This is a genomic window from Xanthomonas sp. WHRI 6108 (genome assembly GCF_040202385.2).
Taxonomy (GTDB): Bacteria; Pseudomonadota; Gammaproteobacteria; order Xanthomonadales; family Xanthomonadaceae; genus Xanthomonas; species Xanthomonas arboricola.
Genome location: NZ_CP168198.1, coordinates 2,886,898 through 2,902,070, shown reverse-complemented (window position 1 = coordinate 2,902,070; position 15,173 = coordinate 2,886,898). Strand labels below are relative to the sequence as shown.

The window sequence follows — 15,173 nt, the reverse complement described above, 5'->3', positions numbered from 1 at the left end:
CGGATTGGCTGCTAGACCCCCCCTGTTCCCAAGGAGATTGACATGAAGTTTGAAGTTGACAAGAAGACGGCCGCCGACGCCAAGATGATTGGAACCCAAGCCCTGAAAGCGCTGGTATTTACTTCGTTGCTACTGGTCGCCGGTGGGGCCTTGGCAACAAATGGTAGTGGCCTCGGAGAGACCGGCGAAAAGATGTGCGGTTTCCTTGAAAACGTCAATGGTCTGTTGAACATGGGCTCAGCGCTTGTTGTCACGATTGCGGTGATCATTGCCGGCTATCAAATTGCATTTGCTCACAAGCGAATTTCTGAAGTGTCTCCGATTTTGATCGGTGGTGTATTGATCGGCGCGGCCGCCCAGATTGCTAACATGGTGATTGGCAAAGACGGTAGTGGTCAGGACTGCACCGCTGCCTCCATGACGCTGCTTCAAATTGCTCAGTACTATGCATAAAGACGTTCTCTTTCGTGGGTGTACCCGTCCGGCGATGTTCCTGGGAGTGCCTTACATCCCGTTTTTCATCGGTGCCGGCAGTGGCCTGCTGTTGGGAATGTATTTTGATCTTTGGTATCTGTTGACAATTCCGGTCATTATTTTTGCTATGCAGCAGATGGCAAAACGAGACGAGATGATCTTCAGGTTGCTGGGGTTGCGTTGGTTATTTCGCATGCGCGCGCGGAATGTCGAACGTTACTCGGGAATGTGGGTGTTCAGTCCTAACGAATATCGAAAGAATCCCGCTGGAAAACGTCAGTAAGCGAATAGGCTATTAACCGACCCCACGCCCGCAAGTCGCGTGGGGTTGGCGCTTTGCGCGACTACATAACTGTGATGCTTCCTCTTAAACTGGTAAGGCCATGTTCAGCCCAGATAGTCCGATCAGCGAATTCGTCTCCATTTCGACGCATGTCGCACCGTCCGTTCTAAAAACGACCGGTGGTGACTATCTTTTGATTTGGCATCTTGCGGGTCTGCCTTTCGTTGGACGTGACGAATTCGAGCTGGAACAGCGACACAATACGTTCAACCGTCTTGTACAGACCCTGCGCGCGCCTGATTTCGCCAACGTGGCGTTCTGGGCACATGATGTCCGACGTCGTCGCAGGATCGGCAACTCCGGCCGTTTCCAGCAGGCTTTTAATCAGTCACTGTCCAACGAATACTACGCAGCGTTGTCGTCCCAGAAAATCATGCAGAATGAATTATATTTCAGCATGATTTACCGCCCAGTGGTTAGCGGACGCCGACTGGTCGAGAAATCCAGTGATCCTGACAGGATTCGGGTCGAAGAAGAGCAGGCGATTGCGAAGGTGATCGAGCTGGCGACCAACGTGGAGGCGGTGCTCAAAGACTATTCCCCCTATCGGCTTGGGATGTACGAAGCTAAGAACGGTGTGGTGTTTTCTGAGACCTTAGAGTTTCTTGGTTACTTATTAAATCGCATTGACGAGCCGGTCCCGGTGCTGCAGGCGCCGGTTCCAGCGTATCTGCCTGTCAGCAAACATATGTTCGCAAACAAGACCGGTGACTTCGTCATCCGCACGCCAGATGGCATCAATCACTTCGGCGCAATCCTGAATATCAAGGAATACGCAGACGGAACCTATCCCGGCATTCTCAATGGTCTGAAGTATCTTGATTTCGAGTATGTCATGACGCATTCCTTCAGCCCGGTCGGTCGCCACGACGCGCTGAAGGTGCTGGAACGTACCAAGGGCATGATGATTTCCTCGGGCGACAAATCGTCTAGCCAGATCCGCGATCTCGATCTGGCAATGGATGATGTGGCCTCGGGCAACTTCGTGCTGGGCGAATATCACTTCACTGTAGCGGTGTATGCCGATAGCCAGGAAAAGCTTGCCCGACAAATCGCGAGCACGCGTGCCGAGCTCTCAAACGCCGGCTTCGTGTCGTCCAAGGAAGACCTTGCAATTGCCTCGTCGTTCTACGCGCAGCTGCCGGGAAATTGGCGTTTCCGCACGCGTATTGCCAATCTGAGTTCGCTCAATTTCCTCGGTTTGTCGCCGTTGCACAATTTCGCCCAGGGCAAGCAGCACAACAATCCGTGGGGCGACTGTGTCACAACCCTGCAGACTACCAACGGCCAGCCGTACTACTTCAATTTCCACGCCACGCATCCGGCGGAGAATTCGTTGGGCGAGAAGGCTATCGGCAATACCATGGTGATCGGCAAGTCCGGTACCGGCAAGACGGCGCTGATCAACTTCCTGTTGAGTCAGGTGCAGAAGTTCGATCCGATCCCGACGATCTTCTTTTTCGACAAGGATCGCGGCGCGGAGATCTTCGTGCGCGCTTGCGGGGGCAATTATCTGGCCTTAGAAAACGGCTCCCCGACCGGCTTCAATCCGTTTCAGTGCGAGCGTAATGAGGCCAACACGCAATTTCTGGCTGAGCTGATGAAGGTGCTGGGCGGCAAGTCGGAGTACAGTTCGCGCGAGGAAGAAGACATTTATCGTGCGGTGGAGGGCATGCTGGACACGCCGATGCATTTGCGCAGCATGAGCAACTTCCGTAAGAGCCTGCCGAACATGGGCGACGATGGGCTATATGCGCGCCTGCGCCGCTGGACTGCCGGCAATTCGCTCGGCTGGGTGTTCGATAATCCGGTGGACACCATCGACCTGACGCGCGCATCGATCATCGGCTTCGACTACACCGATGTGATCGATAATGCAGAAGTTCGTGTGCCGGTGATCAACTATCTGCTGCATCGGCTGGAGGCTCTGATTGATGGTCGTCCGCTGATCTACGTGATGGACGAGTTCTGGAAGATTTTGGACGGCAAGGGTGGGCTGAAGGAGTTCGCCAAGAACAAGCAGAAGACCATCCGTAAGCAGAATGGCCTGGGTATTTTTGCCACCCAAAGTCCGGAGGATGCACTTGCCAGCGACATCGCGGCTGCATTGATCGAACAGACCGCGACCATGATCCTGCTGCCCAATCCCAGCGCCAGCCGCGATGACTACATGGAAGGGCTCAAGCTCACCGATGCCGAGTATCAGGTGGTGGTGTCGCTGGACGAGCGCTCGCGTTGCTTCCTGGTCAAGCAGGGCCATGCCTCGGCGGTGTGCCAGCTTAACCTGCGTGGGATGGATGATGCCCTTTCGGTGATTTCATCTTCAACCGACAACATTGAAATCATGCATCAAATTTTGTCGCGGAAAGCCGACAAGCTGGGTGTAAGCGTAGACCAGCTGACGCCGGAGCAGTGGCTGGAAGACTTTTATGCGAACCGAAAGGGCTCGGGAAAACGCAAGCGCGCCAAAGACGACGACCTTGAGAGTCGAGCATAACCTCTCCCCTGTAGACGCAACGTTTTTAAAGCCCGTCACGGATTGGTGTACGGGCTATATACTGATTGATGAAGATTTTTAGTAACTCGCTTTAGCGTCGTTTGCTTTAAGGCTGTTTCAGTCGCAGAACAACATTCCGTATGCGGCGGTTTGATTTTTTGAGTGAAGCTTCTTCCCTGCCATCTCCCTTGACGGCGAGTGAGATGGTGCACGCCATAATGTAAGTTTCTGAGGTATTTGCGCGTCGCTTCGTAGCGCTATGAATACGTATGCAAAAATGCCCCGCATGCGGTGGGCACAGCTACGCTAACGGACTTGGCTGAGCGTCTATTTGGCGCCCGCAATGGCCCGGGAGGGGCGTACATGTCGCAGACACCATGGTGGCGCGGGGCCGTCATCTATCAGATTTATCCGCGCAGTTTTCTGGATTCCAATGGCGATGGGGTGGGCGATCTGCCCGGCATCATCGCCAAACTCGACTACATCGCCAAGTTGGGCGTGGATGCGATCTGGATTTCGCCGTTCTTCAAGTCGCCGATGGCCGATTTCGGCTACGACATCGCGGACTACCGTGCAGTGGATCCGCTGTTCGGGACGCTGGACGATCTCGATCGGCTGCTCGACAAGGCGCATGGCCTTGGCTTGAAGGTGATGATCGACCAGGTGCTGAGCCATACCTCGATCGCGCATGCGTGGTTCCAGGAGAGCCGGCAGGACCGGACCAACGCAAAGGCGGATTGGTACGTATGGGCCGATCCGCGTGAGGACGGGACCCCGCCGAACAATTGGTTGTCGCTGTTTGGTGGGGTGGCGTGGCAATGGGAGCCGCGGCGTGAGCAGTATTACCTGCACAACTTCCTGGTGGATCAGCCGGACCTCAACTTTCACAACACCGAGGTGCAGCAGGCGACGCTGGATAACGTACGCTTCTGGCTGGATCGCGGGGTGGATGGGTTCCGCCTGGATGCGATCAACTTCTGCTTCCACGATGCGCAGCTGCGTGACAATCCGGCCAAGCCGGCCGACAAGCGGGTGGGGCGTGGGTTCAGTGCCGACAACCCTTACGCGTATCAGTATCACTACTTCAACAACACGCAGCCGGAAAATCTAGCGTTCCTCGAGCGCTTGCGCGGACTGCTAGATCTTTATCCGAATGCAGTGAGCCTTGGCGAGATCTCGTCGGAGGACTCGCTGGCGACCACTGCCGAGTACACCGCTCATGGCCGCCTGCATATGGGCTACAGCTTCGAGCTGCTGGTGCAGGACTACAGTGCTGCTTATATCCGCGAGACGGTGAGCCGGCTCGAAGCCACGATGTTGGAAGGTTGGCCATGTTGGGCCATTTCCAACCACGACGTGGTGCGCGCGGTGACACGCTGGGGCGGGGCCGATGCATCGCCGGCGTTCGCGCGGATGGTGGTTGCAATGCTGTGTTCGCTGCGTGGCTCGATCTGCCTGTACCAGGGCGAGGAGCTGGGCCTGGGCGAGGCAGATGTGGCGTTCGAGGATCTGCGCGATCCGTATGGCATCACCTTCTGGCCAACCTTCAAGGGTCGCGATGGCTGCCGCACGCCGATGCCATGGACGGATGCGCCGTCGGCAGGGTTCAGCAGCGGCAAGCCGTGGTTGCCGCTCGCTGAGGAGCATCGTGCGGCTGCGGTGAGCGTGCAGCAGGACGATCCGTTGTCCGTGCTCAGTGCGGTGCGACAGTTCCTGGCTTGGCGCAGGGGCGAGCCTGCGTTGCGCGAGGGGGCGATCACGTTCTACGACACCGCCGAACCTGTGCTGATGTTCCGGCGCGAGCACGCCGGCCAGGTGATGTTGCTGGCATTCAATCTGTCGGCCGATGCAGCCGAGCTTGGGCTGCCGGCTGGCGCGTGGAAGCAGGTCGATGTGCCCGGCGTGGAGCGCGGAGCCATCGAACATGACCGCCTGCGCTTGGCCGGGCATGCAGTGGTTTGTGCGATCGAAGTTCGCTGACGGTGTGTCGCGCCAGCTAGCTGTCTGTGCGTGATTGTCTGGAACGCAGCGAGGCATTCCTTAGGGGAATGCCTCGCTTTTTTTTTAGTGACGATTGCTTGGTTTGCCAAGCATTTATAGCGTTACGCCAGCTGTGCGGCTATTCCCAGTCGATCAGGTCCTTGCTCTCTGGATGAGGCAGGGTGTGCTGTTCTCCATGCCAGTCGGGGTGGTCTGACCAGAAGGCTGCACGTGGATGGCAATGGACTGCGAGGACGTCAGCGTTGCCGGCGGCCTTGCAGCAACGGCTTGGATTCGTGTTGGTGCAGGCAGGCGCTGATGGTATCGGGAGATTGGCCCCGTTCCGGTGCGACAGGCGAATGCTATGCGCGGGGAGGTGCTGATACGCAGGGGGGCATGACTGGCGGACGATCCTGTGCGCTTTGCGAGGGGCAATGCGAGCTTGGATTTTGAAAATCTTGGATCAAAAGAAAACCCGCCGGTGTCACGTCGGCGGGTTTTCTTTGGTCGATGTCGTCGTTTTGATCAGGAGAGCATTCGGTTCTTCTAGTTAGAGGCCGCTCTTGAATGACGGCCCATGGAGCCCGACAGAGCAGAACTGGCCCTGCTTGATTGGCGCGCGTTGCGCTTGTGCCGAACCCTCACCCCAACCCCTCTCCCGGTGGGAGAGGGGCTTTGGTGTCCCGGTGGAGAGGGCTGGCACCGGGGCCGGCCAGCCAGGTGATGCGCCGTTGTCACGTAGGTAGCGTAGCCGCAGTTAGCGATGTGGCCACAGACAAAGATGTCGCCAATCAGCGCGTCGTTTGCAGTTCACAGCACATCAGAACTTGTAGTTGACGCCCAGCACGAAGGTGCGGCCCCATTCGATGTATTCCAGTGGACGGTCCTTGGTTTCGGCATAGGTGCGGTAGGGCGAATTGCTGAGGTTACTGGCCTGCAGCAGCAAGGTCAGGCCGGCAAGATCGCTGCTGTCGTTGAAGCTGTAGCTGATCTGCGCATCGGTGATGTTTTCGCCGACCACGTAGCGCAGCGTGCGGTTGCCGTTGAAGTTGCCGATCTCGCCGATGAAGTCCGAGCGGCGCCGCTGGCTGACGCGTGCTTCGAAGCCCTTGTGCTCGTAGTAGGCGGTGAGGTTGTAGACGCGTTCGGACAGGCCGGGCAGGCTGATTTCGCCGTCACCGACGCTGGAAGCACTTTCCGGGTCGCGGATCTTGACGTCGCTGTCGTTGAAGGTGGCGCTAGCCTGGATGCCGAAACCTTCCAACGGAGCGAAGACCAGATCCAGCGGCAGCGAAGCGGTGAGTTCGACGCCGCGCAGGGTGCCGCCCTTGCCGTTGAACGGGGCGCTGAAGGTGCCGGTGGTCAGCACCGGTGCCGAGCCCGGCGGCGGCACGTAGCCGGCCACCAGCGCGGAGAAGTCGTAGTTGTCGCGGCTCTGGGTGTAGATGTAGCTCTTCAAGTCCTTGTAGAAAAACGCGGCAGCCACGTAGGCGCGTTCGGCGAAATATTTTTCGTAGGAAAGGTCGATGGCGTTGGCGCGCCAGGGATCCAGCATCGGGTTACCGCCGCTGGCGCCGGGGCGGCCGGTGGAGGTGTCGACGCCGAATTCCAGCGAGGCGCGCAGCTGATCCACGCGTGGGCGTGCGACCTGCTTTGCCATCGCAAAGCGCAGTGTCTGTTCGTACGGGAACTGGAAGGCCAGATTCAGGCTGGGCAGCCAGTCGCGATAGGTCTTGCCGTCGTCGATCGGGCGCACTTCACTGCCTGCCGGCTGCGACGCGTCCCAATAATTTGCGCGCGAGGATTGGTCGGCGCTCTGCAGCTGCACGCCGATATTGCCGCGCACGCCCACATCGCCCCATTCGGTATCGAGATTGGCGCGCAGCCAGGCGGTGGTGATCTTTTCTTCCACGGTCCAGGCCTTGGACACCAGGAACGAGGCATCGTCGCTGGGATTGAACAGCATGTAACGCGAGACCACCGCCGGGACGTTCCAGGCGGGCAGGGCACCGATGCCGGCAAAGCCCAGGTTGACCGGCGCGTATTGCAGGTCCGATGCGATGGTGGATTCGCCCTGCGCGCCAAGGGTGATGTTGCCTTCCGGCTGGGTTTTCTGTTTTTCACGATTGGCGTAGTTGACGCCCACATCCAGATCCGAGAACCAGCTCAGCGCTTCGGGCATCGGGAAGCTGGCCTGCAGGCGTGCGCCCTTGAGCACATCTTCCACGCTCGGCACCTTGCCGTAGCCGGACCCGTAGATGGTGTTGGTCAGAAACAGCTGATCGGGATTGGAGTAATCCATTCCGGGCGCAAGCTGGGAGAAGCCGTTGCCGACAACCGTTACGCCGACGGTATCCAGCTGCGGCATCGGCGCACGCTGAAGATTGTTCTCCAGGTTCAGTTCGTCGCGCGTGGCCTTGGAGTAATTGAGATCGGCAGTGATCTTGACCGCACCGGCAGTGATCTCGTTGTTCCAGCCGAACGCATCGATGGTGTCTTCGCGCTTGTTGTACATGCCGCGGACCAGCGGATAGACGCCACTGGCGTCGCCGCCGGTGAAGCTGTTGCTGTCGTTGACGCGCACGTTGCTGATGTTCAGGCCCGGCGTGTAGCCACCGTTGTAGTTGCTCAGGTTGAGCTCGAACTGGTTGGCGGTGTCGATCTGCTCGGCCTTGGTGTGGAAGGCGTCGAGCGTGCTGGTCCAGGCATTGGACGGGCGGTATTGCAAGGTGGCCATGACGCCGTCGCGCTTCTGGTTGCCGGTGCGGCGCAATGCCTTGATGCCGTCGGAAAAATACACGCCGTCGGCCACGCCGGGGCGCAGGCGCTGTGCGTTGACCGGCTGCCATGGTTCGTACAAGCCGACCTGGTTTTCCTGGATCGGCATGTCGGTGTGTGCGTAGCCGATGGTCAGGCCGATGGTGCGGTCGGCGAACTGGTCGATGTAGCTGACATTGAAGCGGTTGCCGTACGGATCGACGTTGGCGGCCTTGCCCAGCGAATTGCGTTGGTAACGGCCACCGATGGCGATCACCCGCTCGTTGTAGCTGAGCGGGCGCGCAGTCTGCATGTCGACGGTGCCGGACAGGCCCTGGCCGACCAGGCCGGCGTCGGGCGTCTTGTAGACGGTGACACCGCTGACCAGTTCGGACGGGTACTGGTCGAATTCCACGCTGCGGTTATCGCCGGTGCTGACCACTTCGCGGCCGTTGAGCAGGGTGGTGGAGAAGTCCGGCGACAGCCCGCGCACGCTGATGACCTGTGCGCGACCGGCCACACGTTGCGCCGCCAGGCCAGGCAGGCGCGCGAGCGACTCAGCGATGCTGACGTCGGGCAGCCGGCCGATATCTTCGGCCGAAATGGCTTCCACGATCAAGGTCGAATCCCGCTTGACCGAGATGGCACCTTCGATCGCGCGGCGCAGGCCGGTGACCTGGACCTTGTCCAAGTCGGTCACCGCGCCGGCGGTTTGTTCGGTGTCGGTTGCTTGCGCCGGTGTCGCCGATTGCGCGGCGGCCAACGTCGGTGCCATGGCAACGGCCAGGGCGATACTCAGCGCAGAGCGCTTGTGCTTCAACATTTTCCCCTCCCAGGTACATGTTGTTCTTTGATTTTTCGATCCGGCAGACGCCTGGATGCATTGCATCGCGCGCCACGACGGACGTTACGACTGCGACGTATGGTAGACACGGCACCTGGGTGCAAACGGGCACTGCATACGTATTCACTCCGGCTGATTGCGCTGAAATCGATTCCACGCCGGCTTTGCTGCGGCGCGGTACGCTCTTGGCCTGTCGTGAGGCAACGCCAACGCGCAATCTGCAGCGGTTGCGGTGCCATTGCGTGATGCACTCGGTCGCGTTGAAGGGCTCTTCAGCCCGCTGCGACCAAATCAGCGCCTGCCATCCACCGGCACGAAGCGAATCGCCTGCCCACCACCTGGCGCAAGACGCAGTTCCAGCGTATCGGCACTGCTGACCTGGCGTTGTTCGCTGACAAAGGCGAATGGGTTGCTGACATAGTCCGCACCGTCGCCGTCGCGATAGATCTGCGCGGTGTAGCGCACGCCCGGCTCAAGGAATCCGAGCGGCACCTGCAGCAACCGGCCATGCTCGTCGGTGATGCTGCCCAGGAACCAGTCGCGGCTATGCCGATCCTTGCGCGCGATGGTGACGTAGTCGCCGACTTCGCCATTCAAGGCGCGGGTCTGATCCCAATCCACCGCCACGTCCTCGATGAAGCGGAAGGCATCGCGGTGCTGCAGATAACGCTCGGGCAGATCGGCGGCCATCTGGATCGGGCTGTAAAGCGTCACGTACAGCGCCAGCTGGCGCGCGAGCGTGCTGGGAATCGCCTGGCCGTTGCGGCCTTTCAGGCTGAGGATGCCGGGCGTGTAATCCATCGGCCCGGCGAGCAGGCGGGTGAACACCAGGTTGACCTCGTGCTCGGGCGGATTCGGTGGCTGGCCCCAGGCGTTGTATTCCATGCCACGCGCGCCCTCGCGCGAGATCCAGTTGGGATAGGTGCGGCGCAGGCCAGTGTCCTTGATCGGTTCGTGCGCATTGACTGCGAGGTGGCGCGCGGCAGCTTCCTGCACCACGCGCAGATGATGGCGTGCCATCCATTGGCCGTCGTGCCATTCGCGCAGCGATGTGCCGCCTGCCGGGTTACGACGTTCCACCTGGCCGTCGTCGCAGACATAGCCGGTCTTGACCGAGTCCACGCCGAACCGGGCATACAGGTCCATCGCTTCGGCAATCTGGTCTTCGTAATGATCCACTGCGCACCCCGTTTCATGATGGCCGATCAGATGCACGCCCTTGCCGGCGGCGTATTTGCTCAGCGCGGGCAGGTCGAAATCCGGTGTCGGCCTGGTGAAATCGAAACTGCCGCCGTTGCCGAACCATTCGCCGTCCCAGCCCGGATTCCAGCCTTCCACCAACACGCCACGAAAGCCGTGTGCCGCGGCAAAATCGATAAGGCGCTTGGTGTTGGCAGTGGTGGCGCCGTGTGTCGGCCCGGTCGCCCAGGTCTGCTGGTTGAGATGCATGGACCACCACACCCCGACGTATTTGGACGGCTTGACCCAGCTCACATCGCCCAGGGCGTTGGGCGCGTTGAGGTTGAGGATCAGGTTGGACTCCACCAGCCCGGTGGCCTGGTCGGCGATCTGCAGCGTGCGCCACGGCGTATCGAACGGCAGCTTGCGCCGCACCTTCCAGCCTTCGGCAGCGGGCGACAGCTGCGCGCGCAGGCGCTGGCCTTCGGTACGGCGCAGCCACATGCCGGCGTAGTCGACCAGCGCCGCCTCATGCAGCGCGACATGCAGCCCGCTGTCGGTACGCAAGGTAAGCGGCGTATGTGCCAGCGCGACCTGGTTCAACGGCGTGCGCTGATACAGGTATTCGTAGTGGATCGGCTCGCCTGCCGGAATCCACCATGCCTCGGACGGTTGCGCGATGGCGAATTCGGTGACTTCCTCGTCGATGATGGCTTCGCGCAATCCCGCCTGCTCGGGAAAGTGATAGCGCAGGCCGATGCCATCGTCGTACACGCGCAAGATCACATCGAAGCGGCGTTGCGCGCCGCTGCGTTCGCCCAGGCTGACGCTTAGTTCGTTGTAGTGGTTGCGCACCAGGCGCGTCTCGCCCCAGGGTTGTTCCCAGGTATCGTCATGGGCTTGGCGTGCTTGCGAGAGGACGACCAGGCCGCGGTCCAGCCGGCCGTCGCGCAACTGGAAACCCAGACGCGAGCGTTCCAGCACCGGCTGGCCCAGGCGTTGCACGCGGTAATAGGGCGTGCCGCCGTCCACTTCCAGCGTGACCTGCAGGACGTTGCCAGGCGAATCGGCACTGATGGCGATGCGCTCGGCCTGCGCGATGCCCGCAAGACTGCCAAGCAACAGGACAAGCAGTCGCGCACTGCGTGCGGCGCGCGCTATCGAACGCACGCGATGTGAAACCAGCGGCATATCCCCTCCCAAGGCGGCCGTTGCGTCAGCGGCGACTATGCAGCGCTGTGGCGTGGATGGGCCATGCTGCACTGCGGCCATTGCCATGAATACGTATGCATTGATGCGGAACCGCTGAGCGCGCGTCTACCATGGCGTCACGGCACCTGGGAGGGTCCGCGCCCGTGGCACGCCAGTGCCGCGCACTACAACGCGTGCAACGAGGGAGGGAGGCCGACGGTGCAAGCCGTCTGGCCGCTTCGATGCTGAAGATGATCTGCATGGCTGCAACGCTCGGCGTTGCGGCAAGCTCGCCGGTGTTGGCCGATGAGCTGGAGTTCCAGGGCCGCCATGCGCAAGCGCAGGCGCTCGAAGACGGCGGTTTCGTGTTGCGCTGGCCGCAGGGCGAGCGCCGCATCGGGCCGCAGCCGATGCGCACCCATACCGCCAGTCCGTTGTTTGACGCCCTGTTCGCCATGGCGCAGCAGGAAATGGCCGACGACCGTGTCGAGGCGATTCGCGATCCGGCCTTCAACGACGGCAAGCCGGTGCCGTGCGCGTGTTTCGAAACCGGTGAGCGCTGGCCTTACGTATGGACGCGCGATGTCAGCTTCGCCGCCGATCTGGCGTTGGCGCGGCTGGAGCCGGAGCGCACGCGCAATGCGCTGCGCTTCAAGCTGTCGGCGGCGCGCGACGGGCAGACGCCAGGGGTGTTTGTTGCGCAGGACACCGGCTCCGGCGGCAGCTGGCCGATCAGCAGCGACCGCGTGGTGTGGTTCCTAGCCGCGCGCGGCCTGCTGGATGACAAGGCATTCGCTGAAGAGGTGTGGGAGGCGTTGCAGGCCACCCTCGCGCAGGATCGTGACGCGGTCTTCGATGCGCAGACCGGCCTCTACCGCGGCGAAACCTCGTTTCTGGATTGGCGCGAGCAGACCTATCCGGAGTGGACGCGCCAGGATGTGCGCTTCATTGCCGAGTCCTTCGCCCTGTCCACCAACGTGCTGCACTACCAGGCCCTGCGCCTGGCCGAGCAGCTGGCGCGCCAGCATGGCGATGCGCGTGCGTCCAGGTACGCCCAGTGGGCCGATGCGCTGCGTCAGGCCATCGCCACGCGCTTCTGGGATGCGCCCAGCAATCAGTATGTGAGCTATCTGGGCAATGCGGCGCATCCGGTGCGCTATGCCAAGGTCGATCTGCTCGGCGTGTCGCTTGGCGTGCTGGCCGAGGTGTTTCCGAAGGAGCGTGCGCGTGCCGCGCTGCGCGGGTATCCGCTGGTTGCCGGCGGCAGCCCGGTGGTGTGGCCGCAGGACGCCGAACAGCCGATTTATCACAATCGCGCCGTCTGGCCCTTCGTCAGTGCGTACGCGCTACGCGCCGCACGCCAGCTGGACGACGCGCCGCGCATTGCGCTGGAGCTGCAGTCGTTGATGCGCGGCAGCGCGCTGGCTGGCTCCAACATGGAAAACTACGAGATGCAGAGCCTGGCGGTGCATGTGGAGGAGGGGCCCCGCAGTGGCCCGGTGGTGAATTCGCCGCGCCAGTTGTGGTCGGTTGCCGGCTATCTCTCCGCGGTGCTGGAAGGCGTGTTCGGCATTGGCGCCGATGGCAGCGTGATGCCGAAACTGCCGCGTACGTTGGTGCCGTTGTTGTTTGGCGATCGCCAGCAGATCGTGCTTGAACAGGGCGCCCGACGCTATGTGCTGCAGCGGCCGACGGCGAGTGCGGGTGAGTTGCTGGTGGCGGGGAAGGTCGAGCAACAAGGCCAGACCACGTTGGTGCATCTGATCGGTCGCAAGGCCGATACCACCGCCCCGCCGCAGCCAGGCCAGGTGTTCGCACCCAGCACGCCGGAGGCGCCCGTCGCGCAACGGCAGGGCGACGGCCATCGCATCGTGATTCCGGCTGGGACGACGCTGTACATGGATGGGCATGCGTTGGACGCCACGCGGCACTTAGACCTGCGCGAGGACGGCCGGCTGCACGTGCTCAGCCTGACCCGCCGCGCCGATGGCCTGGAGTCGCTGCACAGTCCCGCGTTGACGCTCGGTGCGTTGCAGGAAGTCCCGGGCAGCGAGGCCTGGGTTTGGACTGCCACGCGCGCGGGCCAGCATCGCGTATCGCTGCGTTATCGCAACCCCAACGGGCCGATCAATACCGGCGTCACTGCGGCGGTCAAGCGGCTGCTGCTGGAATGCCTGGGGCAGGCGACGCAGTCGCAGGTCGTGGTGATGCCGCATAGCGTGGGCGAGCAGCTGTCCACGCAGGTCAGCTTTACTGTGGTGGCCGGGCAGCAGTGCAGGTTCCGGCTGGAAGATGGCTTCAACATGAGCGCACTCGCGCATTTTGCGCAGTACAACGGCGGCCGCGGTGGTCGCGATGGCGTGGTCAACACCGCGCAGGTGAGTGCGCTGCTGGTCGGCCCCGCAGCGAGCACGGAGGCTGCGCAATGACCGCCAAGCCACGCCTGAGTTTCTGGCAGATCTGGAACATGTGTTTCGGCTTTCTCGGTATCCAGTTCGGCTTCGCGCTGCAGAACGCCAACGCCAGCCGCATCTTCCAGACCCTGGGGGCGCAGGTCGACGATGTGCCCGGTCTGTGGATCGCCGCACCGCTCACCGGTCTGATCGTGCAGCCCATCATCGGCTACCTGTCCGACCGCACCTGGACGCCATGGGGGCGTCGGCGTCCGTATTTCATGGTCGGCGCGGTATTCACCACACTGGCCTTGCTGGTGATGCCCAACGCGCCGATGCTGTGGATTGCCGCCGGCACGTTGTGGGTGCTGGATGCATCGATCAACATCTCGATGGAGCCATTCCGCGCCCTGGTCGGCGATCAACTGCCACCGGCGCAGCGGCCCACCGGCTATGCGATGCAGAGCTTCTTCATCGGGGTCGGCGCGATTGTGGCGAGTTTCCTGCCGTGGTTGCTCACGCATTGGGGCGTGGCCAATACCGCGCCGCCGGGGCAGTTGCCCGACAGCGTGCGCTACGCCTTCTACCTCGGTGCCGCGGTGCTGTTCCTGTCGATCAGCTGGACGGTGCTGCGCACGCGCGAATACAGCCCGCAGCAGCTGGCCGGTTTCGACGATGCGCATCCGCCTGTAGCGGCTGCAGCGATCGCCGGCACCTTGCCGCCGCAACGTGCGAGTGCGCTCTGGTGCGGCATCGGTGTGCTGCTCGCCGCTGCGATCGCCTGGCAGCACGGCGACCGCATGCTCTACGTGCTGGCCGGCCTGTGCATCGCCTACGGTGCGCTGCTTGCGTTGGCGCGCGCGCTGCCATCGACCGGCATGCTGGTGGCGATCGTGCAGGACGTGCGCAGCATGCCGCTGACGATGCGACGCCTGGCCTGGGTGCAGTTCTTCTCCTGGTTCGCGCTGTTTGCGATGTGGATCTACACCACCGCCGCAGTCACCCAGGTGCACTTCGGTGCCAAGGACACCGCATCGGCAGCCTACAACGAAGGTGCGAACTGGGTAGGCGTGTTGTTTGGCGCCTACAACGGATTTGCGGCGTTGGCGGCATTGGTCATTCCACTGCTGGTGCGTGCGATCGGCCTGCGCTGGAGTCATCTGTGCAACCTGTGGCTGGGTGCGGCCGGGCTGTTGTCGATGCTGGTGATCCGCGACCCGCAGTGGCTGCTGCTGTCTATGCTGGGTGTCGGCTTTGCCTGGGCCTCGATCCTGTCGCTGCCCTATGCCTTGCTGTCCGACAGCGTGCCCGCCGCCAAGATGGGCGTGTACATGGGCATCTTCAATTTTTTCATCGTGATTCCGCAGCTGGTCGCAGCCAGCGCACTGGGCTTCGTGCTGCGCGTCTGGCTGGGCGGTCAGCCAATCCATGCGCTGGCCATCGGTGGCGCCAGTTTGCTCATTGCCGGTGTGTGCGTGGTGCGGGTTCCAATGGCCTCGGGAGGGCAGTGATGCG

General features: G+C 61.8%; 8 protein-coding genes. 6 read left to right on the top strand and 2 right to left on the bottom strand.

Translation table 11 applies throughout. The annotated features are described in order from the left end of the window. Positions 1-42: 42 nt before the first annotated feature. The 4 genes from ABQ039_RS12140 to ABQ039_RS12125 all read left to right on the top strand — a co-directional run bounded on the left by ABQ039_RS12140 (position 43) and on the right by ABQ039_RS12125 (position 5,294). Positions 43-453: a TrbC/VirB2 family protein gene (locus ABQ039_RS12140; protein ID WP_054592549.1), complete on the top strand. Its 411-nt coding sequence runs from the start codon at positions 43-45 to the stop codon at positions 451-453. Then, complete coding sequence (locus ABQ039_RS12135) at positions 446-757, top strand: type IV secretion system protein VirB3 (RefSeq protein ID WP_184609185.1); 312 nt, start codon at positions 446-448, stop codon at positions 755-757. Before ABQ039_RS12140 ends, ABQ039_RS12135 begins: the two co-directional genes overlap by 8 nt. Positions 758-857: 100 nt before the next feature. Continuing rightward, entirely contained in the window at positions 858-3,314 is a 2,457-nt protein-coding gene (locus ABQ039_RS12130) for a VirB4 family type IV secretion/conjugal transfer ATPase (protein WP_054592551.1), read from the top strand. 363 nt (positions 3,315-3,677) lie between these two features. Further along, positions 3,678-5,294, top strand: coding sequence for an alpha-glucosidase (locus ABQ039_RS12125; RefSeq protein ID WP_184609188.1), 1,617 nt, complete (start codon positions 3,678-3,680; stop codon positions 5,292-5,294). Between the two features lie 820 nt (positions 5,295-6,114). Here ABQ039_RS12125 and ABQ039_RS12120 read toward each other — a convergent pair. Together ABQ039_RS12120 and ABQ039_RS12115 are read right to left on the bottom strand one after the other, a co-directional pair. Next, the gene (locus tag ABQ039_RS12120; protein ID WP_184609190.1) at positions 6,115-8,874 is read right to left on the bottom strand and encodes a TonB-dependent receptor; all 2,760 of its coding nucleotides are present in this window, start codon (positions 8,872-8,874) and stop codon (positions 6,115-6,117) included. Positions 8,875-9,186: 312 nt separating this feature from the next. After that, positions 9,187-11,265, bottom strand: a complete 2,079-nt coding sequence (locus tag ABQ039_RS12115) for a glycoside hydrolase family 97 protein (protein WP_349778424.1) — start codon at positions 11,263-11,265, stop codon at positions 9,187-9,189. 242 nt (positions 11,266-11,507) lie between these two features. Between ABQ039_RS12115 and ABQ039_RS12110 the strand changes: the two genes are divergently transcribed. Together ABQ039_RS12110 and ABQ039_RS12105 are read left to right on the top strand one after the other, a co-directional pair. Further along, the gene (locus ABQ039_RS12110; protein WP_184609194.1) at positions 11,508-13,694 is read left to right on the top strand and encodes a Six-hairpin glycosidase-like protein; all 2,187 of its coding nucleotides are present in this window, start codon (positions 11,508-11,510) and stop codon (positions 13,692-13,694) included. After that, entirely contained in the window at positions 13,691-15,169 is a 1,479-nt protein-coding gene (locus ABQ039_RS12105; RefSeq protein ID WP_184609196.1) for an MFS transporter, read from the top strand. The genes ABQ039_RS12110 and ABQ039_RS12105 overlap by 4 nt, the downstream gene beginning before the upstream one ends. Positions 15,170-15,173 lie beyond the last annotated feature (4 nt).

What these genes read in the sequence shown, in the direction of transcription:
- ABQ039_RS12140 (WP_054592549.1), top strand. Translation starts at nt 43, where the DNA reads ATGAAGTTTGAAGTTGACAAGAAGACGGCCGCCGACGCCAAGATGATT.
- ABQ039_RS12135 (WP_184609185.1), top strand. Translation starts at nt 446, where the DNA reads ATGCATAAAGACGTTCTCTTTCGTGGGTGTACCCGTCCGGCGATGTTC.
- ABQ039_RS12130 (WP_054592551.1), top strand. Translation starts at nt 858, where the DNA reads ATGTTCAGCCCAGATAGTCCGATCAGCGAATTCGTCTCCATTTCGACG.
- ABQ039_RS12125 (WP_184609188.1), top strand. Translation starts at nt 3,678, where the DNA reads ATGTCGCAGACACCATGGTGGCGCGGGGCCGTCATCTATCAGATTTAT.
- ABQ039_RS12120 (WP_184609190.1), bottom strand. Translation starts at nt 8,874, where the DNA reads ATGTTGAAGCACAAGCGCTCTGCGCTGAGTATCGCCCTGGCCGTTGCC.
- ABQ039_RS12115 (WP_349778424.1), bottom strand. Translation starts at nt 11,265, where the DNA reads ATGCCGCTGGTTTCACATCGCGTGCGTTCGATAGCGCGCGCCGCACGC.
- ABQ039_RS12110 (WP_184609194.1), top strand. Translation starts at nt 11,508, where the DNA reads ATGCTGAAGATGATCTGCATGGCTGCAACGCTCGGCGTTGCGGCAAGC.
- ABQ039_RS12105 (WP_184609196.1), top strand. Translation starts at nt 13,691, where the DNA reads ATGACCGCCAAGCCACGCCTGAGTTTCTGGCAGATCTGGAACATGTGT.